Genomic DNA, 21181 nt, shown 5'->3' with positions numbered 1-21181 from the left:
TACGGCCCCGCCTACCCGCCGTACGCGCCGCTGGCCGTCAGCCGCAGCGCCGTGTCGATCAGCGGGACGTGGCTGAACGCCTGCGGGAAGTTGCCCACCTGCCGCTGGAGTTTGGAGTCCCACTCCTCGGCCAGCAGGCCCAGGTCGTTGCGGAGCGAGAGCAGCTTCTCGAACAGGATCCGGGCCTCCTCGACCCGCCCGATCATCGCCAGGTCGTCGGCCAGCCAGAACGAGCACGCCAGGAACGCGCCCTCGTCGCCCTCCAGACCGTCCACGCCCGCGTCGTCGCCCGAGGTCGGGTAGCGCAGCACGAAGCCGTCCTCGGTGCCCAGCTCCCGCTGGATGGCCTCGATGGTGCCGATCACCCGCTTGTCGTCCGGCGGCAGGAAGCCCATCTGCGGGATCAGCAGCAGCGAGGCGTCCAGCTCCTTCGAGCCGTAGGACTGCGTGAAGGTGTTGCGCTCCGGGTCGTAGCCCTTCTCGCACACCTCCCGGTGGATCGTCTCGCGCAGCTGCCGCCAGCGGTCCAGCGGGCCGTCCACGTCTCCGGACTCGATCAGCTTGATCGTGCGGTCCACCGCGACCCAGGTCATCACCTTGGAGTGCACGAAGTGCCGGCGCGGGCCGCGCACCTCCCAGATGCCCTCGTCCGGCTCGTCCCAGTGCTTCTCGACCCACTGGATGAGCTTGAGCTGGAGGAGTGAGGCGTAGTCGTTGCGGGCCAGGCCCGTGTTGTGCGCCAGGTGCAGCGCCTCGGTGACCTCGCCGTACACGTCGAGCTGGAGCTGCCCGGCGGCGCCGTTGCCGACCCGGACCGGCCGGGAGTCCTCGTACCCCGTCAGCCAGGTCAGCTCGTTCTCGCCCAGCTCGCGCTCGCCCGCGATCCCGTACATGATCTGGAGGTTCTCCGGGTCGCCCGCCACCGCGCGCAGCAGCCACTCGCGCCAGGCGCGGGCCTCTTCGCGGTAGCCGGTGCGCAGCAGCGAGGACAGGGTGATCGCCGCGTCCCGCAGCCAGGTGAAGCGGTAGTCCCAGTTGCGCGAGCCGCCGATGTCCTCGGGCAGCGAGGTGGTGGGCGCCGCGACGATGCCGCCGGTCGGCGCGTACGTGAGCGCCTTGAGCGTGATCAGCGAGCGGACCACCGCGTCCCGGTACGGGCCGTGGTACGTGCAGTGGTCGACCCACTCGCGCCAGAAGTCCTCGGTGGCCTCCAGTGCCGCCTCCGGCTCCGGCACGCCCGGCGGGCGGCTGTGGGAGGGCTGCCAGCTGATCGTGAAGGCGATCCGCTCGCCGGGGCCGACCGTGAAGTCCGCGTACGTCGTCAGGTCCCGGCCGTAGGTCTCCGCTTCCGTGTCCAGCCATACCGAGTCGGGCCCGGCGACCGCGACGGTGCGCTCGTCGATCTTGTGGACCCACGGCACCACCCAGCCGTACGAGAAGCGCATGCGCAGCGCCGAGCGCATCGGCACCCGCCCGCTGACGCCTTCCACGATACGGATCAGCTGCGGCGTCGCATCCTCGCGCGGCGGCATGAAGTCGATGACGCGGACCGTGCCGCGCGGGGTGTCCCACTCGGACTCCAGGACGAGCGAGTCGCCCCGGTAGCGGCGCCGGTCGGCGGGCACCGGACCGCCCTCGGGGCTGTGTGCGGGCCCCAGCCGCCAGAAACCGTTCTCTTCCGTGCCCAGCAGTCCTGCGAAGACCGCGGGTGAGTCGAAGCGGGGCAGGCACAGCCAATCCACCGTGCCGTCCCGGCACACAAGACCGGCGGTCTGCATATCGCCGATGAGTGCGTAGTCCTCGATGCGCCCGGCCACGTGCATCTCCCGTCGAACTGGAGTGACGCCCCCCATGGGACGTGTGATCTTGTCCGTCCTGCCCATGAAACTCCGCCGAGCAGCGAGTCCGGAAATCGGGGCGGGGGTGGTGCCTTGCCGGACGGCTCGTAGCGAGTGTCCGAGCAGGATACGACGCACGGCAGTGATCCGCTCGTGACTGCGGGAAGACAGCGCTGCGCCGAACGGGTGGCCTGGGTCACGCCGCGCCGTGCGAGGCCGGTGCGGGACGGCCGTACCCGTGTGGCGCGGGCGCGGCCGGGCGCGACCATGCCCGGTCGCTGATAGCCTGGTACCCCGTGGACCGGTGGGCCCGGCGCAAGCACAAGGCACCCCCGACCGCAGCGACGGCACCCCTGAAAACCGCAGTGGGTGGCTGATCCGCACCTCTTCACCACGCGACCACGGGAGCCCCCTCTTGGCCATGCCGCCCAAATCCACGACGACCAAGCACCTCTTCGTCACCGGGGGCGTCGCCTCCTCGCTCGGCAAGGGGCTGACCGCCTCCAGCCTGGGCGCGCTGCTCAAGGCCCGGGGCCTGCGGGTCACCATGCAGAAGCTCGACCCGTACCTGAACGTCGACCCCGGCACGATGAACCCGTTCCAGCACGGTGAGGTCTTCGTCACCAACGACGGCGCCGAGACCGACCTGGACATCGGCCACTACGAGCGCTTCCTGGACGTCGACCTCGACGGCTCCGCGAACGTCACCACCGGCCAGGTCTACAACACCGTGATCGCCAAGGAACGGCGCGGCGAGTACCTGGGCGACACCGTGCAGGTCATCCCGCACATCACCAACGAGATCAAGCACCGCATCCGCCGGCTGGCCCACGAGGACGTCGACGTCGTCATCACCGAGGTCGGCGGCACCGTCGGCGACATCGAGTCGCTGCCGTTCCTGGAGACCGTCCGCCAGGTCCGCCACGAGGTCGGCCGCGACAACGTCTTCGTCGTGCACATCTCGCTGCTGCCCTACATCGGCCCCTCCGGCGAGCTGAAGACCAAGCCGACCCAGCACTCGGTCGCGGCGCTGCGCAACATCGGCATCCAGCCGGACGCCATCGTGCTGCGCGCCGACCGCGAGGTGCCCACCGCCATCAAGCGCAAGATCTCGCTGATGTGCGACGTGGACGAGGCCGCCGTCATCGCCTGCCCGGACGCCCCCTCGATCTACGACATCCCCAAGGTCGTGCACGCCGAGGGCCTGGACGCGTACGTCGTGCGCAAGCTGGACCTGCCCTTCCGCGACGTGGACTGGACCGTCTGGGCCGACCTGCTGGACCGGGTGCACAACCCCGACCACGAGGTGAAGGTCGCGCTGGTCGGCAAGTACATCGACCTGCCCGACGCCTACCTGTCGGTCACCGAGGCGCTGCGCGCCGGCGGCTTCGCCAACAAGGCCCGCGTCAAGATCAAGTGGGTCACCTCCGACGACTGCAAGACCCCGGCCGGTGCCAAGCAGCAGCTCGGCGACTGCGACGCGGTCTGCATCCCCGGCGGCTTCGGCGACCGCGGCGTGGACGGCAAGGTCGGCGCCATCACCTACGCCCGCGAGAACAAGCTGCCGCTGCTCGGCCTGTGCCTGGGCCTGCAGTGCGTGGTCATCGAGGCGGCCCGCAACCTGGCCGGCATCGAGGGCGCGAACTCCACCGAGTTCGACCCGGCCGCCGCCGACCCGGTCATCTCCACCATGGCCGAGCAGATGGACATCGTCGCCGGCGAGGGCGACATGGGCGGCACCATGCGGCTGGGCATGTACCCGGCCAAGCTGGCCGAGGGCTCGATCGTGCGCGAGGTCTACGACGACCAGCCGTACGTCGAGGAGCGCCACCGCCACCGCTACGAGGTCAACAACGCCTACCGCGGCGAGCTGGAGAAGAAGGCCGGCCTGCAGTTCTCCGGCACCTCCCCGGACAACAAGCTGGTCGAGTACGTCGAGTACCCGCGTGAGGTGCACCCCTACCTGGTCGCCACCCAGGCGCACCCGGAGCTGCGCTCCCGCCCGACCCGCCCGCACCCGCTCTTCGCGGGCCTGGTGAAGGCGGCCGTCGAGCGCAAGACCGGCGCCGCGGCCGGCGCCAAGAAGGGCGCCAAGGCCTGATCCCGCGGGCGGCCGGTCCCGCTCGCGGTGCGCGTGGGGGACCGGCAGCCGACGGGTACGGTTGACCGGGGTACCTGGCCTTTCACCTGGCCGGGCGCCCCGGTCGACTGCTTTTGCGGAAGGACGTACGACGCACATGGCCATCCAGGACACCCCGGAAGCGTGGCGGGTCACCGCGACCGCGACGCCGTTCACCGGCAAGAAGACCGGCATCCGCACGGACGAGGTCGTCATGCCGGACGGCTCCACGGCCACCCGCGACTACCAGACCCACCCCGGCTCGGTGGCCGTCGTCGCGCTCGACGAAGAGGACCGGGTGCTGGTCCTGCGCCAGTACCGCCACCCCGTGCGGCACAAGCTCTGGGAGGTGCCGGCCGGGCTGCTGGACGTACCCGGCGAGAACCCGCTGAGCGCCGTGCAGCGCGAACTGTACGAGGAGGCGCACGTCAAGGCCGAGGACTGGCGGGTGCTGACGGACGTCTACACCACCCCCGGCGGCTGCGACGAGGCCGTACGGATCTTCCTGGCCCGCGGCCTGTCCGAGGTGGCGGGGGAGCGCTTCGAGGTCTCCGAGGAAGAGGCCGACATGGAGCTGGCGCGGGTGCCGGTCGCCGACCTGGTGCGCGGCGCGCTCGCCGGCGAACTGCACAACAACTGCCTGGTGGTGGGGGTGCTCGCGCTGGTCGCCGCCCGGTCGGGGGACGGCCTGGACGCGCTGCGCCCGGCCGACGCGCCGTGGCCGGCCCGCCCGTTCGAGGCCTGACCGGCGGCCGCCTGAACGCACCCGTACGCGCTGCGGTCCGATGATGCGCTGATCCGGACGAGTGACCCAACCGTCGTGCTCCACAGGGCGCGTGACGGGTCGTGAACTACGCTCGACAACGTGCCCGTCCGCGACCGCGGCGGGCTCGTAAGCGCAGGTGGACGGGAGCGTGACCCGTGACGGATCAGGCGGTGGGCGGGGGACGCGTCCCGCCGGGGAAGGCGGGCGGGCCCGCGACGGCGGCGCGGCCGCGGCCGGAAGCGGACAGAGCGGCCGCGGAAGAGGCCACCGCCGACCGGGCCGGCGCCGGCGACCGCACCGCCTCCGGCAGCCGCCGCCCGGCCTCCCGGCGTACCGTGCCGCCCGCCGCCACCGCGGCCGGCGGCTTCGTCGGCCGCCGCCGCGAGCTGAAAGCGCTCCGCGCCGACATCGCGCGCACCGGCCTGGACACCCTCTCCGGCCGCCGCGGCGCCCGCAGCCGGGTCCTGCTGATCGCCGGCCGCCCCGGCTCGGGCCGCAGCGCCCTCGCCGCCGAACTGGCCCGGCAGCTCGCCGACGACTACCCCGACGGGGTGCTGCGGGCCACCCTGTCCACCCCCGGCGGCGGACCCGTACCCCTCGACCGCGTCGCCCGCGACCTGCTCACCGACCTCGGCGCCCCCGTCCAGCCGGGCGCCGCCGAGGACGAGCTGACCGAGGCGCTGCGCGCCGCCCTCGCCGAGCGCCGGGCCCTGCTCCTCCTGGACGACGCCACCGGCGCCGAACAGGTCGAACCGCTGCTGCCCGACGCCGCCGGCTGCCTGGTCGTCGCGGTCTCCGAAGGCCCGCTCACCGGCATCACGGACGTCCGGCCCTGTACCCTCGGCGGCCTCGACAACTCCTCCGCCGTCGAACTGCTCAGCCGCTACGCGGGCTCCACCCGTATCACCGTCGACCCGCGCTCGGCGGACGCCGTCGCGGAGGAGTGCGGCGGCCGGCCCGCCGCGCTCGTCCTCGCGGGCGGCTGGCTCGCGGGGCGGCCCAAGTCCTCCGTCGCCGACCTGCTCCAGGCGCTGCGCGAGGTACCGGAACAGTCCGACGAGCCGGCCGGCGGCCGCCCGCTGGCCCGCGCCTTCCACCTCGTGTACGACTGTCTGCCGCCGGTCGCGGCCCGCATACTGCGGCTGCTCACCCTCGCTCCGGCCGGCCTGGTGGACGCGCACATCGCCTCCGCCCTGGCCGGCTGCTCGGTGGCCGCCGCCGAGTCGGCCCTGCGGGACTTCGCGGCCCAGGGGCTGCTGCGTCCGGTGGAGTCCGCCGGGCCGCACCCGGACGGGCACGGCTCCCCGGCCGCCGGGAGCGCGGGCCTCCAGGCGCAGTACCGCATGCCCGGCTGCCTGCTCCTTCTGGTGCGCACCGAACTGCACGAGAAGGAGCGGCCCGCCGAGATCCAGCTCGCCAGGGCCCGGATGCTGGAGCGCACCGTACGGCTGCTCCAGTCGTGCCGGGCGCTCGGCGAACCCGCCGGGTCCCCGGCCCGCCAGAAGGTGGCCGGACTGCCGCGCTCGCTGCGCTTCGCCTCCACCGCCTCCGCCGCGGCCTGGCTGCGCAGCCGCCGCCCCGCCCTCCTGGAGGCGGCCAGGATCGCCGTCGAGGACGGCGAACTGGACACCCTGGACCGGCGGCTGGTGGCCGCGATCGTGCGCACCCTGATCGCCCACCAGGGCGCCGAGGCCGCGGCGCCCGACCTCTACGGGCTGCACGGCCTGGTCCTGGAGGTCGCCGAGCGGCGCGGCCTGGCCAGGGAGAAGGCCGCGGCGCTGCTCAACCTCGGCGACCTGGACGCCCAGGCCGCGCGGACGACGGACGCGATGGCCCGCTACCGGGGCGCGCTGACCGCGGCACGCGAGGTCAAGGACCCCGTGGCGACGGTGCGGGCGCTGGAGTCGCTGGGCGGCACGTACACGGAGCTGGGGGACTGGCAGCGGGCCGCCGACTGGTACGGGCGGGCGCTGGAGCTGCGGCTGACCCGGGGCGAGAACGCGGACGGCGCGCGGCTGCACGGCCGGATCGGCGCGGTGCTGACGTACGCGGCGCGGTGGGGCGAGGCGCTCAAGGAGTGGCGGGCCGCCTACGGGGCGTACCGGAGGCTGGGCGACGTCGCGGGCCAGGCCCGCGCGCTGGGCGAGGCGGCGCGGGTGCAGGAGTACGCGGGCCGCCCCGAGGAGTCGCTGCGGACCTGCACGGCGGCCCTTTCGCTGGCCGCTGAAGCCCGGGACGGGCGGCTGGAGGCGGCGCTCCAGCTGCGGATCGCGGACACCCTCGAACGGCTCGGAGACCCCGCAGGCGCAAGGCTGCACCGGGGTATAGGGGAACGTCTCCTCTCAGATCACCCACAGTGACCTACGAAATCGGTGGTGTTCCTCTCAGTAATAGATGCTTTGCAAGGCTAGACAACACGGAATCCTTCAATAGACTGGCCAGGCCGCGGACACCGCGGTCAGTCCCGGCATGCCTCGCATGCATGGATTTTTCCTGCAAGCACTCTTACAAGGACCGTGATCGACGTGAAGGTCGGCATCCCCCGCGAGGTCAAGAACAACGAGTTCCGGGTGGCGATCACGCCCGCCGGTGTGCACGAGCTGGTCCGCCACGGCCACCAGGTCGTCATCGAGAAGGACGCCGGCCTCGGCTCCGCGATCCCGAACGAGGAGTACGTCTCGGCCGGCGCCGAGATCCTCGACACCGCCGACGAGGTCTGGGCCACCGCGGACCTGCTGCTGAAGGTCAAGGAGCCGATCGCGGAGGAGTACCACCGCCTCCGCAAGGACCAGACCCTCTTCACCTACCTGCACCTGGCCGCCTCCCGTGAGTGCACGGACGCCCTCCTGGAGTCCGGCACCACCGCCATCGCCTACGAGACGGTCGAGACCCCGGGCCGCCAGCTGCCGCTGCTCGCCCCGATGTCCGAGGTCGCGGGCCGCATCGCCCCGCAGGTCGGCGCCTACCACCTGATGCGCCAGGCCGGCGGCCGCGGCGTGCTGCCCGGCGGTGTGCCCGGCGTGGCCGCGGGCAAGGCCGTCGTCATCGGCGGCGGCGTCTCCGGCTGGAACGCCGTGCAGATCGCTGTGGGCCTCGGCTTCCACGTCACCCTGCTGGACAAGGACATCAACAAGCTGCGCGAGGCGGACCGGATCTTCGGCACCAAGGTGCAGACGATCGTCTCCAACGCCTACGAGCTGGAGAAGGCCGTCGTCGAGGCCGACCTCGTCGTCGGCGCGGTCCTCATCCCGGGCGCCAAGGCCCCGAAGCTGGTCACCAACGAGCTGGTCGCCAAGATGAAGCCCGGAAGTGTCCTTGTCGACATCGCGATCGACCAGGGCGGCTGCTTCGAGGACTCCCGGCCCACCACCCACGCCGAGCCGACCTTCCAGGTCCACAACTCGGTCTTCTACTGCGTGGCCAACATGCCCGGCGCCGTGCCGAGCACCTCCACCTACGCGCTGACCAACGCCACGCTGCCCTACATCGTGTCGCTGGCCAACAACGGCTGGGCCGAGGCGCTGCGCCGCGACGCCGCCCTCGCCAAGGGCCTGAACACCCACGACGGCAAGGTCGTCTACGGCCCGGTCGCCGAGGCGCACGGCCTGGACTCGATCGACCTGAGCACGCTTCTCGGCTGAGGCGTCAATAGCGCGCGTCAATGACGCACGACCGGCCGGGCCTTGGCGACAAGGCCCGGCCGCGGCCGTTTACCGACACGCCGCATGCCCGAAACGGCACATGCGGTCCTCAACTCGCCGAAAACGTAACCCTTTAACCGATTCGCACACCCTCGAAACATCGGGCTTGTGCTGCTTGCACCCTTGACATTGGCATGTTCGATTGCCGACACATCGGGCCGGGTCCGGCGGATTGTGTTGCTGCGAACGCCCGACACGCCATAGAGTCGCCAACCGTCGGCATAGTGCCACGCTGACCTATCGATAAGTTTCCTGGTCACATCCAAGGAGGTAAGACGACTTGTGAATGAGTCGACATTTACTCCCGGAGGTGGTCGACCAGGAGCGGTTGCACGGGGCCAGGGTCCCTCGGGGCTCCAGGCTGTCGGCTCCGTCGCTGTCCACACCTTCGCGACCCAACAGAGCACGACGACGACAGCCCACCAGAGCATGGACGGCCATCACGTGAACGCCATGGCCGGCGACCGGGGCGGCTCAGAACCCACCCGGCTCGCCGACTACGACGACCTGCCCGAGGGGCACTTCTACGATCCGGACGCGGAGTACGAACCGGACCCCGAATACGCCGCGACACTCGCGCCGGACGCCGCCCGCCAGCGCCGCGAACGCGTCGGCCCCACCGGGCGTCCCCTTCCCTACTTCCCGATTCCAGGACCGTTGACGGACCACGGCCCCGCAAAAATCATCGCGATGTGCAACCAGAAAGGCGGGGTGGGAAAGACCACCTCGACCATCAACCTGGGTGCCGCGCTCGCCGAATACGGCCGCCGGGTGCTGCTCGTCGACTTCGACCCGCAGGGCGCCCTGTCGGTCGGCCTCGGCGTCAACCCGATGGAACTGGACCTGACGGTCTACAACCTGCTCATGGAGCGGGGCATGTCGGCCGACGAGGTGCTGCTGAAGACCGCGGTCCCCAACATGGACCTGCTCCCCAGCAATATCGATTTGTCAGCCGCCGAGGTGCAGTTGGTCAGCGAGGTCGCGCGCGAATCGACGCTCCAGCGCGCCCTGAAGCCGCTGATGGCCGACTACGACTACATCGTCATCGACTGCCAGCCCTCGCTCGGCCTGCTCACCGTCAACGCCCTGACGGCGGCTCACAAGGTGATCGTCCCGCTGGAATGCGAGTTCTTCGCGCTGCGCGGTGTGGCGCTGCTCACCGAGACGATCGAGAAGGTGCAGGAGCGGCTCAACCCCGACCTGGAGCTCGACGGCATCCTGGCGACCATGTACGACTCGCGGACCGTGCACAGCCGCGAGGTCCTCGCGCGCGTCGTGGAAGCGTTTGACGACCACGTCTACCACACCGTCATCGGCCGTACCGTGCGCTTCCCCGAGACGACCGTCGCGGGCGAGCCCATCACCACGTACGCCTCCAACTCCGTCGGCGCCGCCGCCTACCGTCAGCTGGCCAGGGAGGTGCTCGCCCGGTGTCACGCCGAGTGAGTCTGCCCGGAGCCGACGAGTTGTTCCGCACGACCGGGGGGTCGGGGCTGCAGTCCCCGGCACCCCGCAAGACCAACGGCTCTGCCGCGGCCAACGGCGGCTCCCCCTTGAACGGGGAGCCGCCGCGTGTACCCGCGCCCGGCGGCGAGCCGGAGCCGGAGACTGTCCGCGAGGGTGCGGATGGCCGCACGGGCGGTCGCACGGACGGTCCGGATTCGGCCGAACGCGAACGCGGCGGCGCCGGAGGGCCTGACGCGGAGCCCCCGAAGGGCGCCTCGGCGGGGGATGCCCCGGCGGCCCCCCAGCCGGCCCGGCGGCGCGGCCGCGGCGCGAACCGGCGCCCCAGCGGGCGCGAGCGGCACGACGAGAAGATCACCGTCTACGTCTCCGCGGAAGAGCTGATGGACCTGGAGCACGCGCGCCTGGTCCTCCGCGGCGAACACGGCCTCGCGGTCGACCGCGGCCGCATTGTGCGCGAAGCGGTGGCGGTGGTTTTGGCGGATCTGGAGTCGCGGGGGGATGCGAGCATCCTTGTGCGGAGGTTGCGGGGGCGGTAACGCGGTTCGCGCTGTCGCGCGGGGTTTTGCGCGTCGCGCTTCGCGCGGGGCTGCACTGGTTTGGTGGAGGGGGAAGAAAAGACACCAGCAGCGCAGCGACCAGAGGGTCCCGGGCGCGTGGCCGTGTACACGACCCGGACGGGGATACGCTCGTCTCGAACGTTCTCCCTCCCATGGACCGCGATGCCGACGACCGAAGATCACGCCCCGTCTCCCGAGGCCGGTGACGGGCGGTTCACTGTGCGGCTGGAGAACTTCGAAGGCCCGTTTGACCTGCTGCTTCAGTTGATCTCCAAGCACAAGATGGACGTCACCGAGGTCGCCTTGTCCAAGGTGACGGACGAGTTCATGGCGTACATCCGGGCGATGGGGGCGGACTGGGACCTGGACCAGACGACCGAGTTCCTGGTGGTCGCGGCCACGCTGCTCGATCTCAAGGCGGCGCGGCTGCTGCCTGCCGCGGAGGTGGAGGACGAGGCGGATCTCGCGCTGCTGGAGGCGCGGGACCTGTTGTTCGCGCGACTGCTTCAGTACAGGGCGTACAAGCGCATCGCGGACATCTTCAGCGAGCGTCTGGGGGACGAGGGGCGCCGGTACCCCCGCACGGTCGGGCTGGAGCCGCAGCATGCGGAGCTGCTGCCGGAGGTCGTGATCAGTGTCGGGGCCGAGGGGTTCGCGCGGCTCGCGGTGAAGGCGATGCAGCCCAAGGCCAGGCCGCAGGTGTACGTCGATCACATTCATGCGCCGCTGGTGAGCGTCAGGGAACAGGCCGAGGTGCTGGTGGCGCGGCTGCGGGCGGCGGGGGAGGCCGGTTTCGCCGAGCTTACGGAGGACGCGCCGGACACGCTGACCGTCGTCGCGCGCTTCCTGGCGCTGCTGGAGCTGTACCGGGAGCGTGTGGTGGAGCTGGACCAGGATCAGGCCCTGGGGGCGCTGACGGTGCGGTGGACGGGCGGCGCGGAGGCCGAGCCGGTGGTCACGGACGAGTTCGACCGGGACGGTGCGGGTGTGGAAGAGGGAGAGAGGGCGTGAGGGGCGTGGAGGAGGTGTCTGTGGGGGATGCCGGGCCGGCCGCGGGCTCGCTCGAGGTCGCCGAGCTGGAGCTGAAGCCCGCGCTGGAGGCGGTGCTCATGGTCGTGGACGAGCCCGCGACCGAGGAGCACCTGGCGAAGGTGCTGGAGCGGCCCCGCCGCGAGGTGGCGCTCGCGTTGCGGGAGCTGTCGGAGGACTACACCCGGCAGGGGCGCGGCTTCGACCTGCGGCTGGTGGCCGGGGGGTGGCGTTTCTACACGCGGCCGGCGTACGCGGACGCGGTGGAGAGCTTCGTGCTGGACGGCCAGCAGGCCCGGCTGACGCAGGCCGCGTTGGAGACTCTGGCCGTGGTCGCGTACCGTCAGCCGGTCAGCCGTTCCAGAGTCTCGGCCGTGCGCGGGGTGAACTGTGACGGTGTGATGCGCACCCTTCTTCAGCGTGGTCTGGTGGAGGAGACGGGGACGGAACCTGAAACAGGTGCGATCCTGTACAGGACGACGAACTACTTTCTGGAGCGGATGGGCCTGCGTGGCCTGGACGAGCTTCCGGAGCTCGCTCCCTTCCTCCCGGAGGCGGAGGCGGTCGAGGGCGATTCCCGGGAAGGTGTTCCGTCGTTCGACGTAGACGACAGCGGCGACGACTCTCAGACGGATCATTGATGCGAAGCAGCGGCAGGAACAACAGGGACGCCGGTAGGGGCAACTACCGGGGTGCGGGCAACAAGAAGGACGAGAAGCAGCAGCGCGCCGGCCGGCCCCGTCCCGAGGAGCGCCGCTACGACGTGGGCGAGGGCGGCGGCCGGGGCGGTGCTCCGGACGAGCGCAAGGGCCGTGGCGCGGCTGCCCGCGGCGGCGCCAAGGGCGGTCCTCGTACGAGCCCGAAGAGCGGCGGCAAGCCCGGGGGCAAGGGGCAGCCGCGCGGTCGTGGGCAGGCTCCGGCGCGGCCGCGTGAGTACGACGCGCAGGTGGAGGAGCGCAACCGCGCCCGCCACAACAAGCCGCAGATCAAGACGCCGAAGACGTTCGGCGACCAGGAGGGTGAGCGGCTCCAGAAGGTGCTGGCCCGGGCCGGCATGGGCTCGCGCCGCGCCTGTGAGGAGCTGATCGACCAGGCTCGCGTCGAGGTCAACGGGCGGATCGTCACCGAGCAGGGCGTACGGGTCGACCCGGACAAGGACGAGGTCAAGGTGGACGGCCTGACGGTCGCCACGCAGTCGTACCTGTTCTTCGCGCTGAACAAGCCGGCCGGTGTCGTCTCGACGATGGAGGACCCGGACGGGCGGCAGTGCCTGGGCGACTACGTGACCAACCGCGAGACGCGGCTGTTCCACGTGGGGCGGCTGGACACGGAGACCGAGGGCATCATCCTGCTCACCAACCACGGCGAGCTGGCCCACCGGCTGACCCACCCGCGGTACGGCGTGAAGAAGACCTACCTGGCCGCCATCCAGGGCCCGCTCCCGCGTGACCTGGGCAAGCAGCTCAAGGACGGCATCCAGCTGGAGGACGGCTACGCGCGTGCCGACCACTTCCGGGTGGTGGAGAACACCGGCAAGAACTACCTGGTCGAGGTGACCCTGCACGAGGGCCGCAAGCACATCGTGCGCCGGATGCTGGCCGAGGCGGGCTTCCCGGTCGACAAGCTGGTGCGGACGGCCTTCGGGCCGATCGCGCTGGGCGACCAGAAGTCCGGCTGGCTGCGGCGGATGACCAACACCGAGGTCGGCATGCTGATGCGCGAGGTCGAGCTGTAGGCATCGGGTGCAGGGCACCGCGTGCCTTGTCAGGCGGTGGGACCACCCCTTATCGTCACTGTGACGATTAAGGGGTGGTTCTTTTCATGGCGTCCGCCGCGACCGGATCGCTCATCGGGCTGGCGCTCGGTGACGCGCTCGGGTTTCCGACCGAGTTCGACGATGTGCCCGCGATCCTGGCCACGTGCGGCCCGTGGCGGGAGCTGGCCCTGCCCGACCCCGCGTACGTCACCGACGACACGCAGATGACGATCGCCCTCGGGCGCGGCCTGCGTACGGCCGTGGCGGGCGGTGGCGCCCTAGACGCCGCGAGGCTGCTGCCGCCCGTACGGCAGGAGTACGTGGACTGGTGGCGCTCCCCGGACAACAACCGGGCGCCGGGCGGTACCTGCCTCAGGGCCTGTCAGCGGCTCAGTGACCCCGCGCGGCCGTGGGCGGAGGCCAGTCAGGTCGATGCGAAGGGGTGCGGCGCGAACATGCGGGTGGCGCCCGTCGGGCTGGTGCCGGGGCTGAGCCCGGAGCGGCGTTCCGGGGCCGCGCAGCTCCAGTCCGCGCTGACGCACGGGCACCCGACCGCGCTCGCCGCCAGTGATCTGACGGCGTACGCCGTGCACGTGCTCGCGCAGGGCGCCCGGCCGGAGGAGCTGAGCGGGCTGCTGCGCTCGTATGCGGTGGGCAGTCGTGCGGTGTACAGGACTGATTGGCTGGGGGACCTGTGGCGGTATGCCCGGGACTCGTCGCCGGAGCACTTCATTGCGCGTGGCTGGGACGAGTGTCTCGGCGCCCTGGACCGGCTGGACGCCGCGCTGCGCGCGCCCGCCCCGGAGGCCGACCCGTGCCTGGCCACCGGCGCCGGCTGGATCGCCGAGGAGGCGCTCGCCACCGGCCTGCTGTGCTTCCTGCTCTTCCCCGAGGAGCCGCTGACCGCGCTGCGCCGGGCCGCCTGCTCCTCCGGCGACTCCGACTCGATCGCCTGCCTCGCCGGTGCCTTCGCCGGCGCCCACCTGGGCGCCGGGGCGTGGCCCGGGGAGTGGGCGGCCCGTGTCGAGTACCGCGACGAGCTGCTGGCGCTGGGGGAGGCGTGGGATGCGTAACGCTGTCTTGGAGGCGGCCGGGCTGCCGGAGATCGATCTGGGTGTGGTGACGGCGGGGGAAGGAGACCCGCTGGTCTTCGCGACGGTTACCGGCGCGCACCTGTACGGCTTCCCCTCCCGCGACTCGGACGTGGACCTGCGCGGCGCGCATCTGCTGCCGGCTGCCGCGCTGGTCGGACTGCGGGAGCCGGACGAGACGCGGTCCTGGATGGCGGACCGGGACGGCGTCGAGGTCGATCTCGTCACACACGACCTGCGCAAGTTCGCGCGGCTGATGCTGCGGCGCAACGGCTACGTGCTGGAGCAGCTGCTCTCACCGCTGGTGGTGCGGACGAGCGCGGTGCACGAGGAGTTGGCGGCGCTGGCGCCCGCCGTCCTCACCAGCCATCACGCCCACCACTACCGGGGCTTCGCGAACACGCAGTGGCGCCTCTTCGAGAAGACCGGCGAGCTGAAGCCGCTGCTCTACACGTTGCGGGTGCTGCTGACCGGCATTCACCTGATGGGCAGTGGCGAGGTACAGGCGCATCTGCCCACGCTGGCCGGGCTGGTGGCGGCGCCCTCGTACGTACCCGAGCTGGTCGCGGCCAAGGCGGAGGCGGAGCACGGGGCCGCCGGCGAGCTGGTGGACGCGGAGCGGCTGCGGGCCGACGTGGCGGAGCTGCACGGCCGACTGGACGCGGCGCAGGCCGCCTCCGCGCTGCCGGACGCCCCCGGCGGCCACGACGCGCTACACGACCTCGTCGTACGGGCGCGGCTCGGCGCAGCGGAGCGCTGACGCGCGGCGGGTGCGGTACAGGAAGTCGGCGACGCGGCGGTGGTCGGGCTCCGGCGGCAGCGGGGAGGCGGATTCCGCCGCCGCGGCCTGCTCGGACAGGGCGGCCATCCGGCGTTCGACCCGGTCCCAGGAGACCTCGCCGCGTTTGACGGCGAGCAGCTCGGCGCGGGCGTCGCCGACGTCCAGCGTGAGCACGCCGGTGCGCAGCGTGTCACGTGCGGTACGCAGCAGTCGCAGCAGGTGCATGGCGTGCTTCCAGCGGGGCGCGCCGTGCTGCCGTACGTCCGCCTCCAGCTTTTTGAGCTGGCCTGCCGCGTAGCCGGCGAAGGTGCGGTGTATCCGGCGGGAGAGGAACGCGCCGCGCAGGGCGAGGAGTTCGCGGCCGGTGTCGTCGACGCGCTCGACGAGCGGGGAGTGCAGGCACTCCAGGATGTTCGGGTTGGCGAGCAGGGCCAGCTCGCAGAAGCGTTCCAGCTCCCAGGAGAACTCCTCCTCGCGCGGCCCGTCCACGTGCGTCGGCGGCTTCTCGAAGTGCCAGAAGAGCGGGGTGGGCGCGAGGTAGACGCCGCGCCGGTCCGTGTCGCTCCCATCGGTGGCGAGCCCGAAGGCGCGCGACCCCATCACGCAGGCGTAGACGGTGTGGTCGGTGACGAGGGCGTGGCCTGCGGCGTGGGACGGCATGAGGGGGATTGTGGCTGGTGGGAGACGTGTGCGCCAGCCGGTTTCGGGTGGCGGAAACGCCCGTCGTCGGTACGTTTGAATGAAGTCACTCGTCGCGTGAGCCTCATCGAAATCGCCAGGAATTCGCGGAAAGGCACGGCCATGACGGGATCACCAGACCTCGGGAGACTGATGGGCGGGCTGCCCGGCGGCGGCCGGCCCCGGGCGGCAGGAAACCTCATCGGATCGCTGATGGGGGCACTGGGCGGGACAGGACCCGGAGGCCACGGTGTGCCCGGCGGTCCCGGGTACGGGGGCGGCCACGGCGGCGGCATACAGATCGTGCTCGGCAAGCTCCTCCAGGGGGAGCTGGGGCGGCAGGCCCACTCCTGGGTGGGGCGGGGCGCCAACGAGCCGGTCACCCCCGAGCAGGTGGCGAAGGCACTGCCGGGCGACACCCTGCAGAAGATCGCCGAGGAGAACGGGGTCAGCGCCCAGGAAGCGGCAAAGCAGCTCGCGCATACCCTGCCGCAGGCCGTGGACCGGCTGACGCCCGACGGCGAGATACCGCAGGACCCCTCGTTGCAGCGCCTCGTCTCCCGGGGCGGCGGAGCCGTGCGGCGGCGGTAGGCGCGCGCGTCCCGTACCCGGCCGGTCCGCGTCCCGCGGACCGGCCGGCGTCGTGGACAGGGCCGTCGGCTGGCTAGGCTTGCGGGAAAGAGTCGGCGGCGGGCGCGGGAACGCGTGCCGGGCGATGTTCGCGAAACTCAGGGGAGCGGTGACGTGGCGGTACGAGCGGTGCGTGGGGCCGTGCAACTGGAGCGGGACGAGGCCGGGCACCTGCACGAGCAGGTGTCCGCGCTGCTGACCGCCGTCCTGGAGCGCAACGGGCTGGTCCCGGACGACCTGATCAGCATGTGGTTCACCGCCACCCCGGACCTGCACAGCGACTTCCCCGCGGTGGCCGCCCGGCAGCTCGGCATCACCGACGTCCCGCTGATCTGCGCGCAGGAACTGGACATCGCCGGCGCCATGCCGCGCGTCGTACGCGTCCTGGCGCACGTCGAGACCGACCGCACCAAGGCCGAGATCGCGCACGTCTACCTCGGTGCCGCCGGCGCCCTGCGGAAGGACATCGCCCAGTGAGGACCGCGCTCGTCATCGGCACCGGCCTGATCGGCACCTCCGTCGCCCTCGCGCTGCACGCCCGCGGCGTCCAGGTGTACCTGGCCGACCACGACCCGGCGCAGGCCGAGACCGCCGCCGCGATCGGCGCGGGCACGGCCGAGGAGCCGCCGGGCCCGGTCGACCTCGCCGTGGTGGCCGTGCCGCCCGCCCACGTCGCGCCGACGCTGGCCGCGGCGATACGGCGCGGCGCGGCCCGCGCCTACCTCGACGTCGCCAGCGTCAAGGGCGGCCCGCGCCGCGAGCTGGAGGCGCTGGGCTGCGACCTGACGGCGTACCTCGGCACGCACCCGATGGCGGGCAAGGAGCGCTCCGGGCCGCTCGCCGCGACCGCCGACCTCTTCGAGGGGCGGCCCTGGGTCCTGACCCCGGCCCCGGACGGCGACACCGAGGTGCTCAACCTCGCGCTGGAGCTGGTCGCGCTGTGCCGCGCGGTGCCGGTCGTCATGGACCCGGACGCGCACGACCGGGCCGTCGCCCTGGTCTCGCACACGCCCCAGCTGGTCTCCAGCCTGGTCGCGGCCCGCCTCCAGGACGCGGACGAGACCGCGGTGCGGCTGTGCGGGCAGGGCATCAGGGACGTCACGCGCATCGCGGCTTCCGCGCCCCGGATGTGGATGGACATCCTCTCCGCCAACCCGGGGCCGGTCGCCGACGTGCTCGCCGACGTCTCGGCCGACCTGGCGGAGACGGTACGGGCGCTGCGCGCGCTGGAGGCCGCCGACGAGGACAAGCGCGCCGCGGGCGCCCGCGGCGTCGAGGACGTGCTGCGGCGCGGCAACGCGGGCCGCGAGCGGGTGCCGGGCAAGCACGGCGCGGCGCCGGCCGCTTACGAGATCGTCTCGGTGCACATCGGTGACCAGCCGGGCGAGCTGGCGCGGATCTTCGCGGACGCGGGCCGGGCCGCGGTCAACATCGAGGACGTACGGATCGAGCACGCCACCGGGCAGCAGGCGGGCTTCATCCAGCTCATGGTCGAGCCGCAGGCCGCGTCCGTGCTCGCGGCCGAGCTGCGCGAGCGGGGCTGGTCGATACGGCAGTAGGGCCCCCGTGCCCGCGGGGCCGGCCCGGCCCCGGCCCCGGCGCGGGGGCGTACGGGGCTGCACGGGGCGCCGCTGCTTGCCAGTAACCTTGTGCGGGGCCGTGTGCAGTGGCCCCCGTCCCGCCCCGTGCTCAAGGAAGGTGCTCGACACCGTGGAAACCGCCGCCCGGACCGCCCCGGCTGCAGTGATTGTCGCCATCGACGGCCCCGCAGGCACGGGCAAGTCCAGCACGTCCAAGGCCGTCGCCGCCAAGCTGGGGCTGGGCTACCTGGACACCGGTGCCCAGTACCGCGCGATCACGTGGTGGATGCTGAGCAACGGCGTCGACGTGAACGACGCGGTCGCCGTGGCGGACGCCTCGGCCAAGCCGGTGATCGTCTCCGGCACCGATCCCGCCGCGCCGACGATCACCGTCGACGGCCTGGACGCCGCGGGCCCGATCCGCACCCAGGAGGTCACCGCCGCGGTCAGCGCCGTCAGCGCCGTCCCCGAGGTACGCGCCCGGATCACCGAACTCCAGCGGGAGATCGCCGCCGGGGCCCCGGAGGGCATCGTCGTCGAGGGCCGGGACATCGGCAGCACCGTGCTGCCCGACGCCGACCTGAAAATCTTCCTGACCGCCTCGCCGGAGGCCCGCGCGGCCCGCCGCAGCGGCGAGCTGACCGGCAAGGAGGCCGCCGACCTGGCGGCCACCCGGGAGGCCCTGGTCAAGCGGGACGCGGCCGACTCCTCCCGCAAGGCCTCGCCGCTGGCCAAGGCGGACGACGCGGTCGAGGTGGACACCACGGAACTCACGCTGGAGCAGGTCGTCGAGTGCGTCGTCACGCTGACCGAGGCGGCGATGGCCGCGAAGGTGGCGCGGTGACGCAAAACGGCAACGTGGCGGACGCGGACGGCGGCCGGCTGCCCAGCGCGGGCGGCGCGGCGGTCGGCCGGCGGATCGGCATCGGCCTGATGTACGGGCTGTTCAAGCCGCGGGTGCTGGGCGCCTGGCGGGTGCCGCCCACCGGGCCCGTGATCCTCGCGGTGAACCACGCGCACGGCCTGGACGGCCCGATGCTGATGGGCACGGCGCCGCGGCCGGTGCACTTCCTGATCAAGAAGGAAGCGTTCGTCGGCCCGCTGGACCCGTTCCTGCGCGGCATCGGCCAGCTGAAGGTGGACCGCTCGGGCACCGACCGCAAGGCGGTCACCGACGCGCTGGCGGTGCTGGACCGCGGCGGCGTGCTGGGAATCTTCCCGGAGGGCACCCGGGGCGAGGGCGACTTCGCGTCGCTGCGCGCCGGGCTGGCGTACTTCGCGGTGCGCTCGGGGGCGCCCGTGGTGCCGGTGGCCGTGCTGGGCAGCGCGGAGCGCCGGGGCCGGGCGGTCAAGGCGCTGCCGCCGCTGCGCAGCCGTGTCGACGTCGTCTTCGGCGACGCCTTCGCGGCGGGCGACGGCAGCGGGCGGCGCACGCGTACGGCGCTGGACGCGGCGACGCTGCGCGTACAGGAGCGGCTGACCGCTCACCTTGCCCAGGCCAGGCGCCTGACCGGGCGCTGAACGAGACTTGAGTGGTGGACCGCGGACGAGCGGCCACCGATGACGGAGAACGAGGAACGGACTTCATGAACGACCAGACCCCCACCGGCGACGAGCACGGTGCGCTTGGTGACGCCGAGTACACGGAGTTCATGGAGCTCGCCGCGCAGGAGGGCTTCGACCTGGAAGAGGTCGAGGGCGACATCGCCGCGGCCGGTCACGGCCCGCTGCCCGTCCTCGCCGTCGTCGGCCGCCCCAATGTCGGCAAGTCGACCCTGGTGAACCGCATGATCGGCCGCCGTGAGGCGGTCGTCGAGGACAAGCCGGGCGTCACCCGCGACCGGGTCACCTACGAGGCCGACTGGAACGGCCGCCGCTTCAAGGTCGTCGACACCGGCGGCTGGGAGCAGGACGTGCTGGGCATCGACGCGTCCGTGGCGATGCAGGCCGAGTTCGCGATCGAGGCCGCCGACGCGGTGGTCTTCGTGGTGGACGCCAAGGTCGGCGCCACCGACACCGACGAGGCCGTCGTCAAGCTGCTGCGCCGGGCCGGCAAGCCGGTCGTGCTGGTCGCCAACAAGGTGGACGGCCCCTCCGGCGAGGCCGACGCGGCCATGCTGTGGTCGCTGGGCCTCGGCGAGCCGCACCCGGTCTCCGCGCTGCACGGCCGCGGTACGGGCGACATGCTGGACGCCGCCCTCGACGCGCTGCCCGAGGCGCCCGCGCAGACCTTCGGCACCCCGCTCGGCGGGCCGCGCCGGATCGCGCTGATCGGCCGCCCGAACGTGGGCAAGTCCTCGCTGCTCAACAAGGTCGCGGGCGAGGAGCGGGTGGTCGTCAACGAGATGGCCGGCACCACCCGCGACCCGGTCGACGAGCTGATCGAGCTGGGCGGCAAGACCTGGAAGTTCGTGGACACCGCGGGCATCCGCAAGCGGGTCCACCTCCAGGAGGGCGCCGACTACTACGCCTCGCTGCGCACCGCGGCGGCCGTGGAGAAGGCCGAGGTCGCGGTCGTCCTGATCGACGCGAGCGAGTCCATCAGCGTCCAGGACCAGCGGATCATCACGATGGCCGTGGAAGCGGGCCGCGCGCTGGTCATCGCGTACAACAAGTGGGACCAGCTGGACGAGGAGCGCCGCTTCTACCTGGAGCGCGAGATCGAGCGGGACCTCGTGCAGATCCCGTGGGCGATGCGGGTCAACGTCTCGGCGCGCACCGGCCGCCACATGGACAAGCTCGTCCCGGCGATCGAGACCGCGCTGGAGGGCTGGGAGACCCGCGTGCCCACCGGCCGGCTGAACGCCTTCCTCGGTGAGATCGTCGCCTCCCACCCGCACCCGATCAGGGGCGGCAAGCAGCCGCGCATCCTCTTCGGCACGCAGGCGGGCACCAAGCCGCCGCGCTTCGTGCTCTTCGCCTCCGGTTTCCTGGAGGCGGGCTACCGCCGCTTCGTCGAGCGCCGGCTGCGCGAGGAGTTCGGCTTCGAGGGCACGCCGATCCACATCTCCGTACGGGTGCGGGAGAAGCGCAGCAAGAAGAAGTAGCCGCGACTTCGGCGGCGAACGGCGGCGGGGGGGGGGCCCCCGGGGGGCGCCCCCCCCCCCCCGCGGCGGGGGGGGTCGGGGGGGGGGGGCCACCGGGGGGGCCGGGGGGGCGCCCGGGGGGCCCGGGCCCCGGGGGGGGCG

General features: G+C 72.4%; 19 protein-coding genes. 17 read left to right on the top strand and 2 right to left on the bottom strand.

Translation table 11 applies throughout. The annotated features are described in order from the left end of the window. Window positions 1-11: 11 nt before the first annotated feature. The gene (locus ACH4K4_RS16805) at window positions 12-1823 is read right to left on the bottom strand and encodes a glycoside hydrolase family 15 protein (protein WP_398167955.1); all 1812 of its coding nucleotides are present in this window, start codon (window positions 1821-1823) and stop codon (window positions 12-14) included. Window positions 1824-2259: 436 nt separating this feature from the next. On the opposite strand from ACH4K4_RS16805, the gene ACH4K4_RS16800 reads away from it, so the two are divergent. From ACH4K4_RS16800 to ACH4K4_RS16750, 11 genes are all read left to right on the top strand, one after another. Beyond that, a complete protein-coding gene (locus ACH4K4_RS16800; protein WP_398167954.1) occupies window positions 2260-3939 on the top strand; it encodes a CTP synthase in 1680 nt (559 codons plus the stop codon). A 136-nt stretch (window positions 3940-4075) separates the two neighbouring features. Then, on the top strand, window positions 4076-4702 hold the full coding sequence (locus tag ACH4K4_RS16795; protein WP_398167952.1) for an NUDIX domain-containing protein: 627 nt from the start codon (window positions 4076-4078) through the stop codon (window positions 4700-4702). Between the two features lie 176 nt (window positions 4703-4878). Beyond that, window positions 4879-7083 (top strand): tetratricopeptide repeat protein, encoded by a 2205-nt coding sequence (locus ACH4K4_RS16790; protein WP_398167951.1) that lies wholly within the window; start codon window positions 4879-4881, stop codon window positions 7081-7083. 165 nt (window positions 7084-7248) lie between these two features. After that, on the top strand, window positions 7249-8364 hold the full coding sequence (gene ald / locus ACH4K4_RS16785; RefSeq protein ID WP_398168041.1) for an alanine dehydrogenase: 1116 nt from the start codon (window positions 7249-7251) through the stop codon (window positions 8362-8364). 489 nt (window positions 8365-8853) lie between these two features. Continuing rightward, window positions 8854-9870: a ParA family protein gene (locus ACH4K4_RS16780; RefSeq protein WP_030671551.1), complete on the top strand. Its 1017-nt coding sequence runs from the start codon at window positions 8854-8856 to the stop codon at window positions 9868-9870. Further along, on the top strand, window positions 9867-10427 hold the full coding sequence (locus ACH4K4_RS16775; RefSeq protein ID WP_398167949.1) for a hypothetical protein: 561 nt from the start codon (window positions 9867-9869) through the stop codon (window positions 10425-10427). The genes ACH4K4_RS16780 and ACH4K4_RS16775 overlap by 4 nt, the downstream gene beginning before the upstream one ends. Window positions 10428-10550: 123 nt before the next feature. Further along, the gene (locus tag ACH4K4_RS16770) at window positions 10551-11459 is read left to right on the top strand and encodes a segregation and condensation protein A (protein WP_398168039.1); all 909 of its coding nucleotides are present in this window, start codon (window positions 10551-10553) and stop codon (window positions 11457-11459) included. Further along, on the top strand, window positions 11456-12118 hold the full coding sequence (gene scpB / locus ACH4K4_RS16765) for an SMC-Scp complex subunit ScpB (protein ID WP_398167947.1): 663 nt from the start codon (window positions 11456-11458) through the stop codon (window positions 12116-12118). Before ACH4K4_RS16770 ends, scpB begins: the two co-directional genes overlap by 4 nt. Next, entirely contained in the window at window positions 12118-13212 is a 1095-nt protein-coding gene (locus tag ACH4K4_RS16760; protein WP_398167945.1) for a pseudouridine synthase, read from the top strand. Before scpB ends, ACH4K4_RS16760 begins: the two co-directional genes overlap by 1 nt. An 86-nt stretch (window positions 13213-13298) precedes the next feature. After that, complete coding sequence (locus ACH4K4_RS16755; RefSeq protein ID WP_398167944.1) at window positions 13299-14306, top strand: ADP-ribosylglycohydrolase family protein; 1008 nt, start codon at window positions 13299-13301, stop codon at window positions 14304-14306. Next, window positions 14299-15084 carry a DNA polymerase beta superfamily protein gene (locus ACH4K4_RS16750; protein ID WP_398167942.1) on the top strand — a complete coding sequence of 262 codons (786 nt, stop codon included), beginning with the start codon at window positions 14299-14301 and terminating at the stop codon, window positions 15082-15084. Before ACH4K4_RS16755 ends, ACH4K4_RS16750 begins: the two co-directional genes overlap by 8 nt. Here ACH4K4_RS16750 and ACH4K4_RS16745 read toward each other — a convergent pair. Continuing rightward, window positions 15037-15765, bottom strand: coding sequence for a DNA polymerase beta superfamily protein (locus tag ACH4K4_RS16745; protein WP_398167941.1), 729 nt, complete (start codon window positions 15763-15765; stop codon window positions 15037-15039). The two genes, ACH4K4_RS16750 and ACH4K4_RS16745, sit on opposite strands and share 48 nt — an antisense overlap. 141 nt (window positions 15766-15906) lie before the next feature. Here ACH4K4_RS16745 and ACH4K4_RS16740 point away from each other — a divergent pair, with 141 nt between their 5' ends. The 6 genes from ACH4K4_RS16740 (at window position 15907) to der (ending at window position 21040) form a co-directional block, all read left to right on the top strand. Next, window positions 15907-16374 (top strand): YidB family protein, encoded by a 468-nt coding sequence (locus ACH4K4_RS16740; protein ID WP_398167939.1) that lies wholly within the window; start codon window positions 15907-15909, stop codon window positions 16372-16374. A 153-nt stretch (window positions 16375-16527) separates the two neighbouring features. Further along, window positions 16528-16890, top strand: coding sequence for a chorismate mutase (gene aroH / locus ACH4K4_RS16735; RefSeq protein ID WP_398167938.1), 363 nt, complete (start codon window positions 16528-16530; stop codon window positions 16888-16890). Further along, window positions 16887-17972, top strand: a complete 1086-nt coding sequence (locus ACH4K4_RS16730; RefSeq protein ID WP_398167936.1) for a prephenate dehydrogenase — start codon at window positions 16887-16889, stop codon at window positions 17970-17972. The genes aroH and ACH4K4_RS16730 overlap by 4 nt, the downstream gene beginning before the upstream one ends. A 151-nt stretch (window positions 17973-18123) precedes the next feature. After that, entirely contained in the window at window positions 18124-18837 is a 714-nt protein-coding gene (gene cmk / locus ACH4K4_RS16725; RefSeq protein WP_398167935.1) for a (d)CMP kinase, read from the top strand. 89 nt (window positions 18838-18926) lie between these two features. Beyond that, the gene (locus tag ACH4K4_RS16720; RefSeq protein WP_360136663.1) at window positions 18927-19514 is read left to right on the top strand and encodes a lysophospholipid acyltransferase family protein; all 588 of its coding nucleotides are present in this window, start codon (window positions 18927-18929) and stop codon (window positions 19512-19514) included. A gap of 65 nt (window positions 19515-19579) precedes the next feature. Further along, on the top strand, window positions 19580-21040 hold the full coding sequence (der, locus tag ACH4K4_RS16715) for a ribosome biogenesis GTPase Der (protein ID WP_398167934.1): 1461 nt from the start codon (window positions 19580-19582) through the stop codon (window positions 21038-21040). Window positions 21041-21181 lie beyond the last annotated feature (141 nt).

The sequence above is a fragment of the Streptomyces sp. NPDC017529 genome (assembly GCF_044329785.1).
In the GTDB taxonomy this organism is placed as follows: Bacteria; Actinomycetota; Actinomycetes; order Streptomycetales; family Streptomycetaceae; genus Streptomyces.
This window is presented reverse-complemented; position numbering and strand designations above follow the sequence as displayed.

Bases quoted from the DNA above. Each gene is read 5' to 3' on its own strand.
- ACH4K4_RS16805 (WP_398167955.1), bottom strand. From the start codon at position 1,823: ATGCACGTGGCCGGGCGCATCGAGGACTACGCACTCATCGGCGATATG.
- ACH4K4_RS16800 (WP_398167954.1), top strand. From the start codon at position 2,260: ATGCCGCCCAAATCCACGACGACCAAGCACCTCTTCGTCACCGGGGGC.
- ACH4K4_RS16795 (WP_398167952.1), top strand. From the start codon at position 4,076: ATGGCCATCCAGGACACCCCGGAAGCGTGGCGGGTCACCGCGACCGCG.
- ACH4K4_RS16780 (WP_030671551.1), top strand. From the start codon at position 8,854: ATGGACGGCCATCACGTGAACGCCATGGCCGGCGACCGGGGCGGCTCA.
- ACH4K4_RS16760 (WP_398167945.1), top strand. From the start codon at position 12,118: ATGCGAAGCAGCGGCAGGAACAACAGGGACGCCGGTAGGGGCAACTAC.
- ACH4K4_RS16755 (WP_398167944.1), top strand. From the start codon at position 13,299: ATGGCGTCCGCCGCGACCGGATCGCTCATCGGGCTGGCGCTCGGTGAC.
- ACH4K4_RS16750 (WP_398167942.1), top strand. From the start codon at position 14,299: ATGCGTAACGCTGTCTTGGAGGCGGCCGGGCTGCCGGAGATCGATCTG.
- ACH4K4_RS16745 (WP_398167941.1), bottom strand. From the start codon at position 15,765: ATGCCGTCCCACGCCGCAGGCCACGCCCTCGTCACCGACCACACCGTC.
- ACH4K4_RS16740 (WP_398167939.1), top strand. From the start codon at position 15,907: ATGACGGGATCACCAGACCTCGGGAGACTGATGGGCGGGCTGCCCGGC.
- ACH4K4_RS16720 (WP_360136663.1), top strand. From the start codon at position 18,927: ATGTACGGGCTGTTCAAGCCGCGGGTGCTGGGCGCCTGGCGGGTGCCG.
- der (WP_398167934.1), top strand. From the start codon at position 19,580: ATGAACGACCAGACCCCCACCGGCGACGAGCACGGTGCGCTTGGTGAC.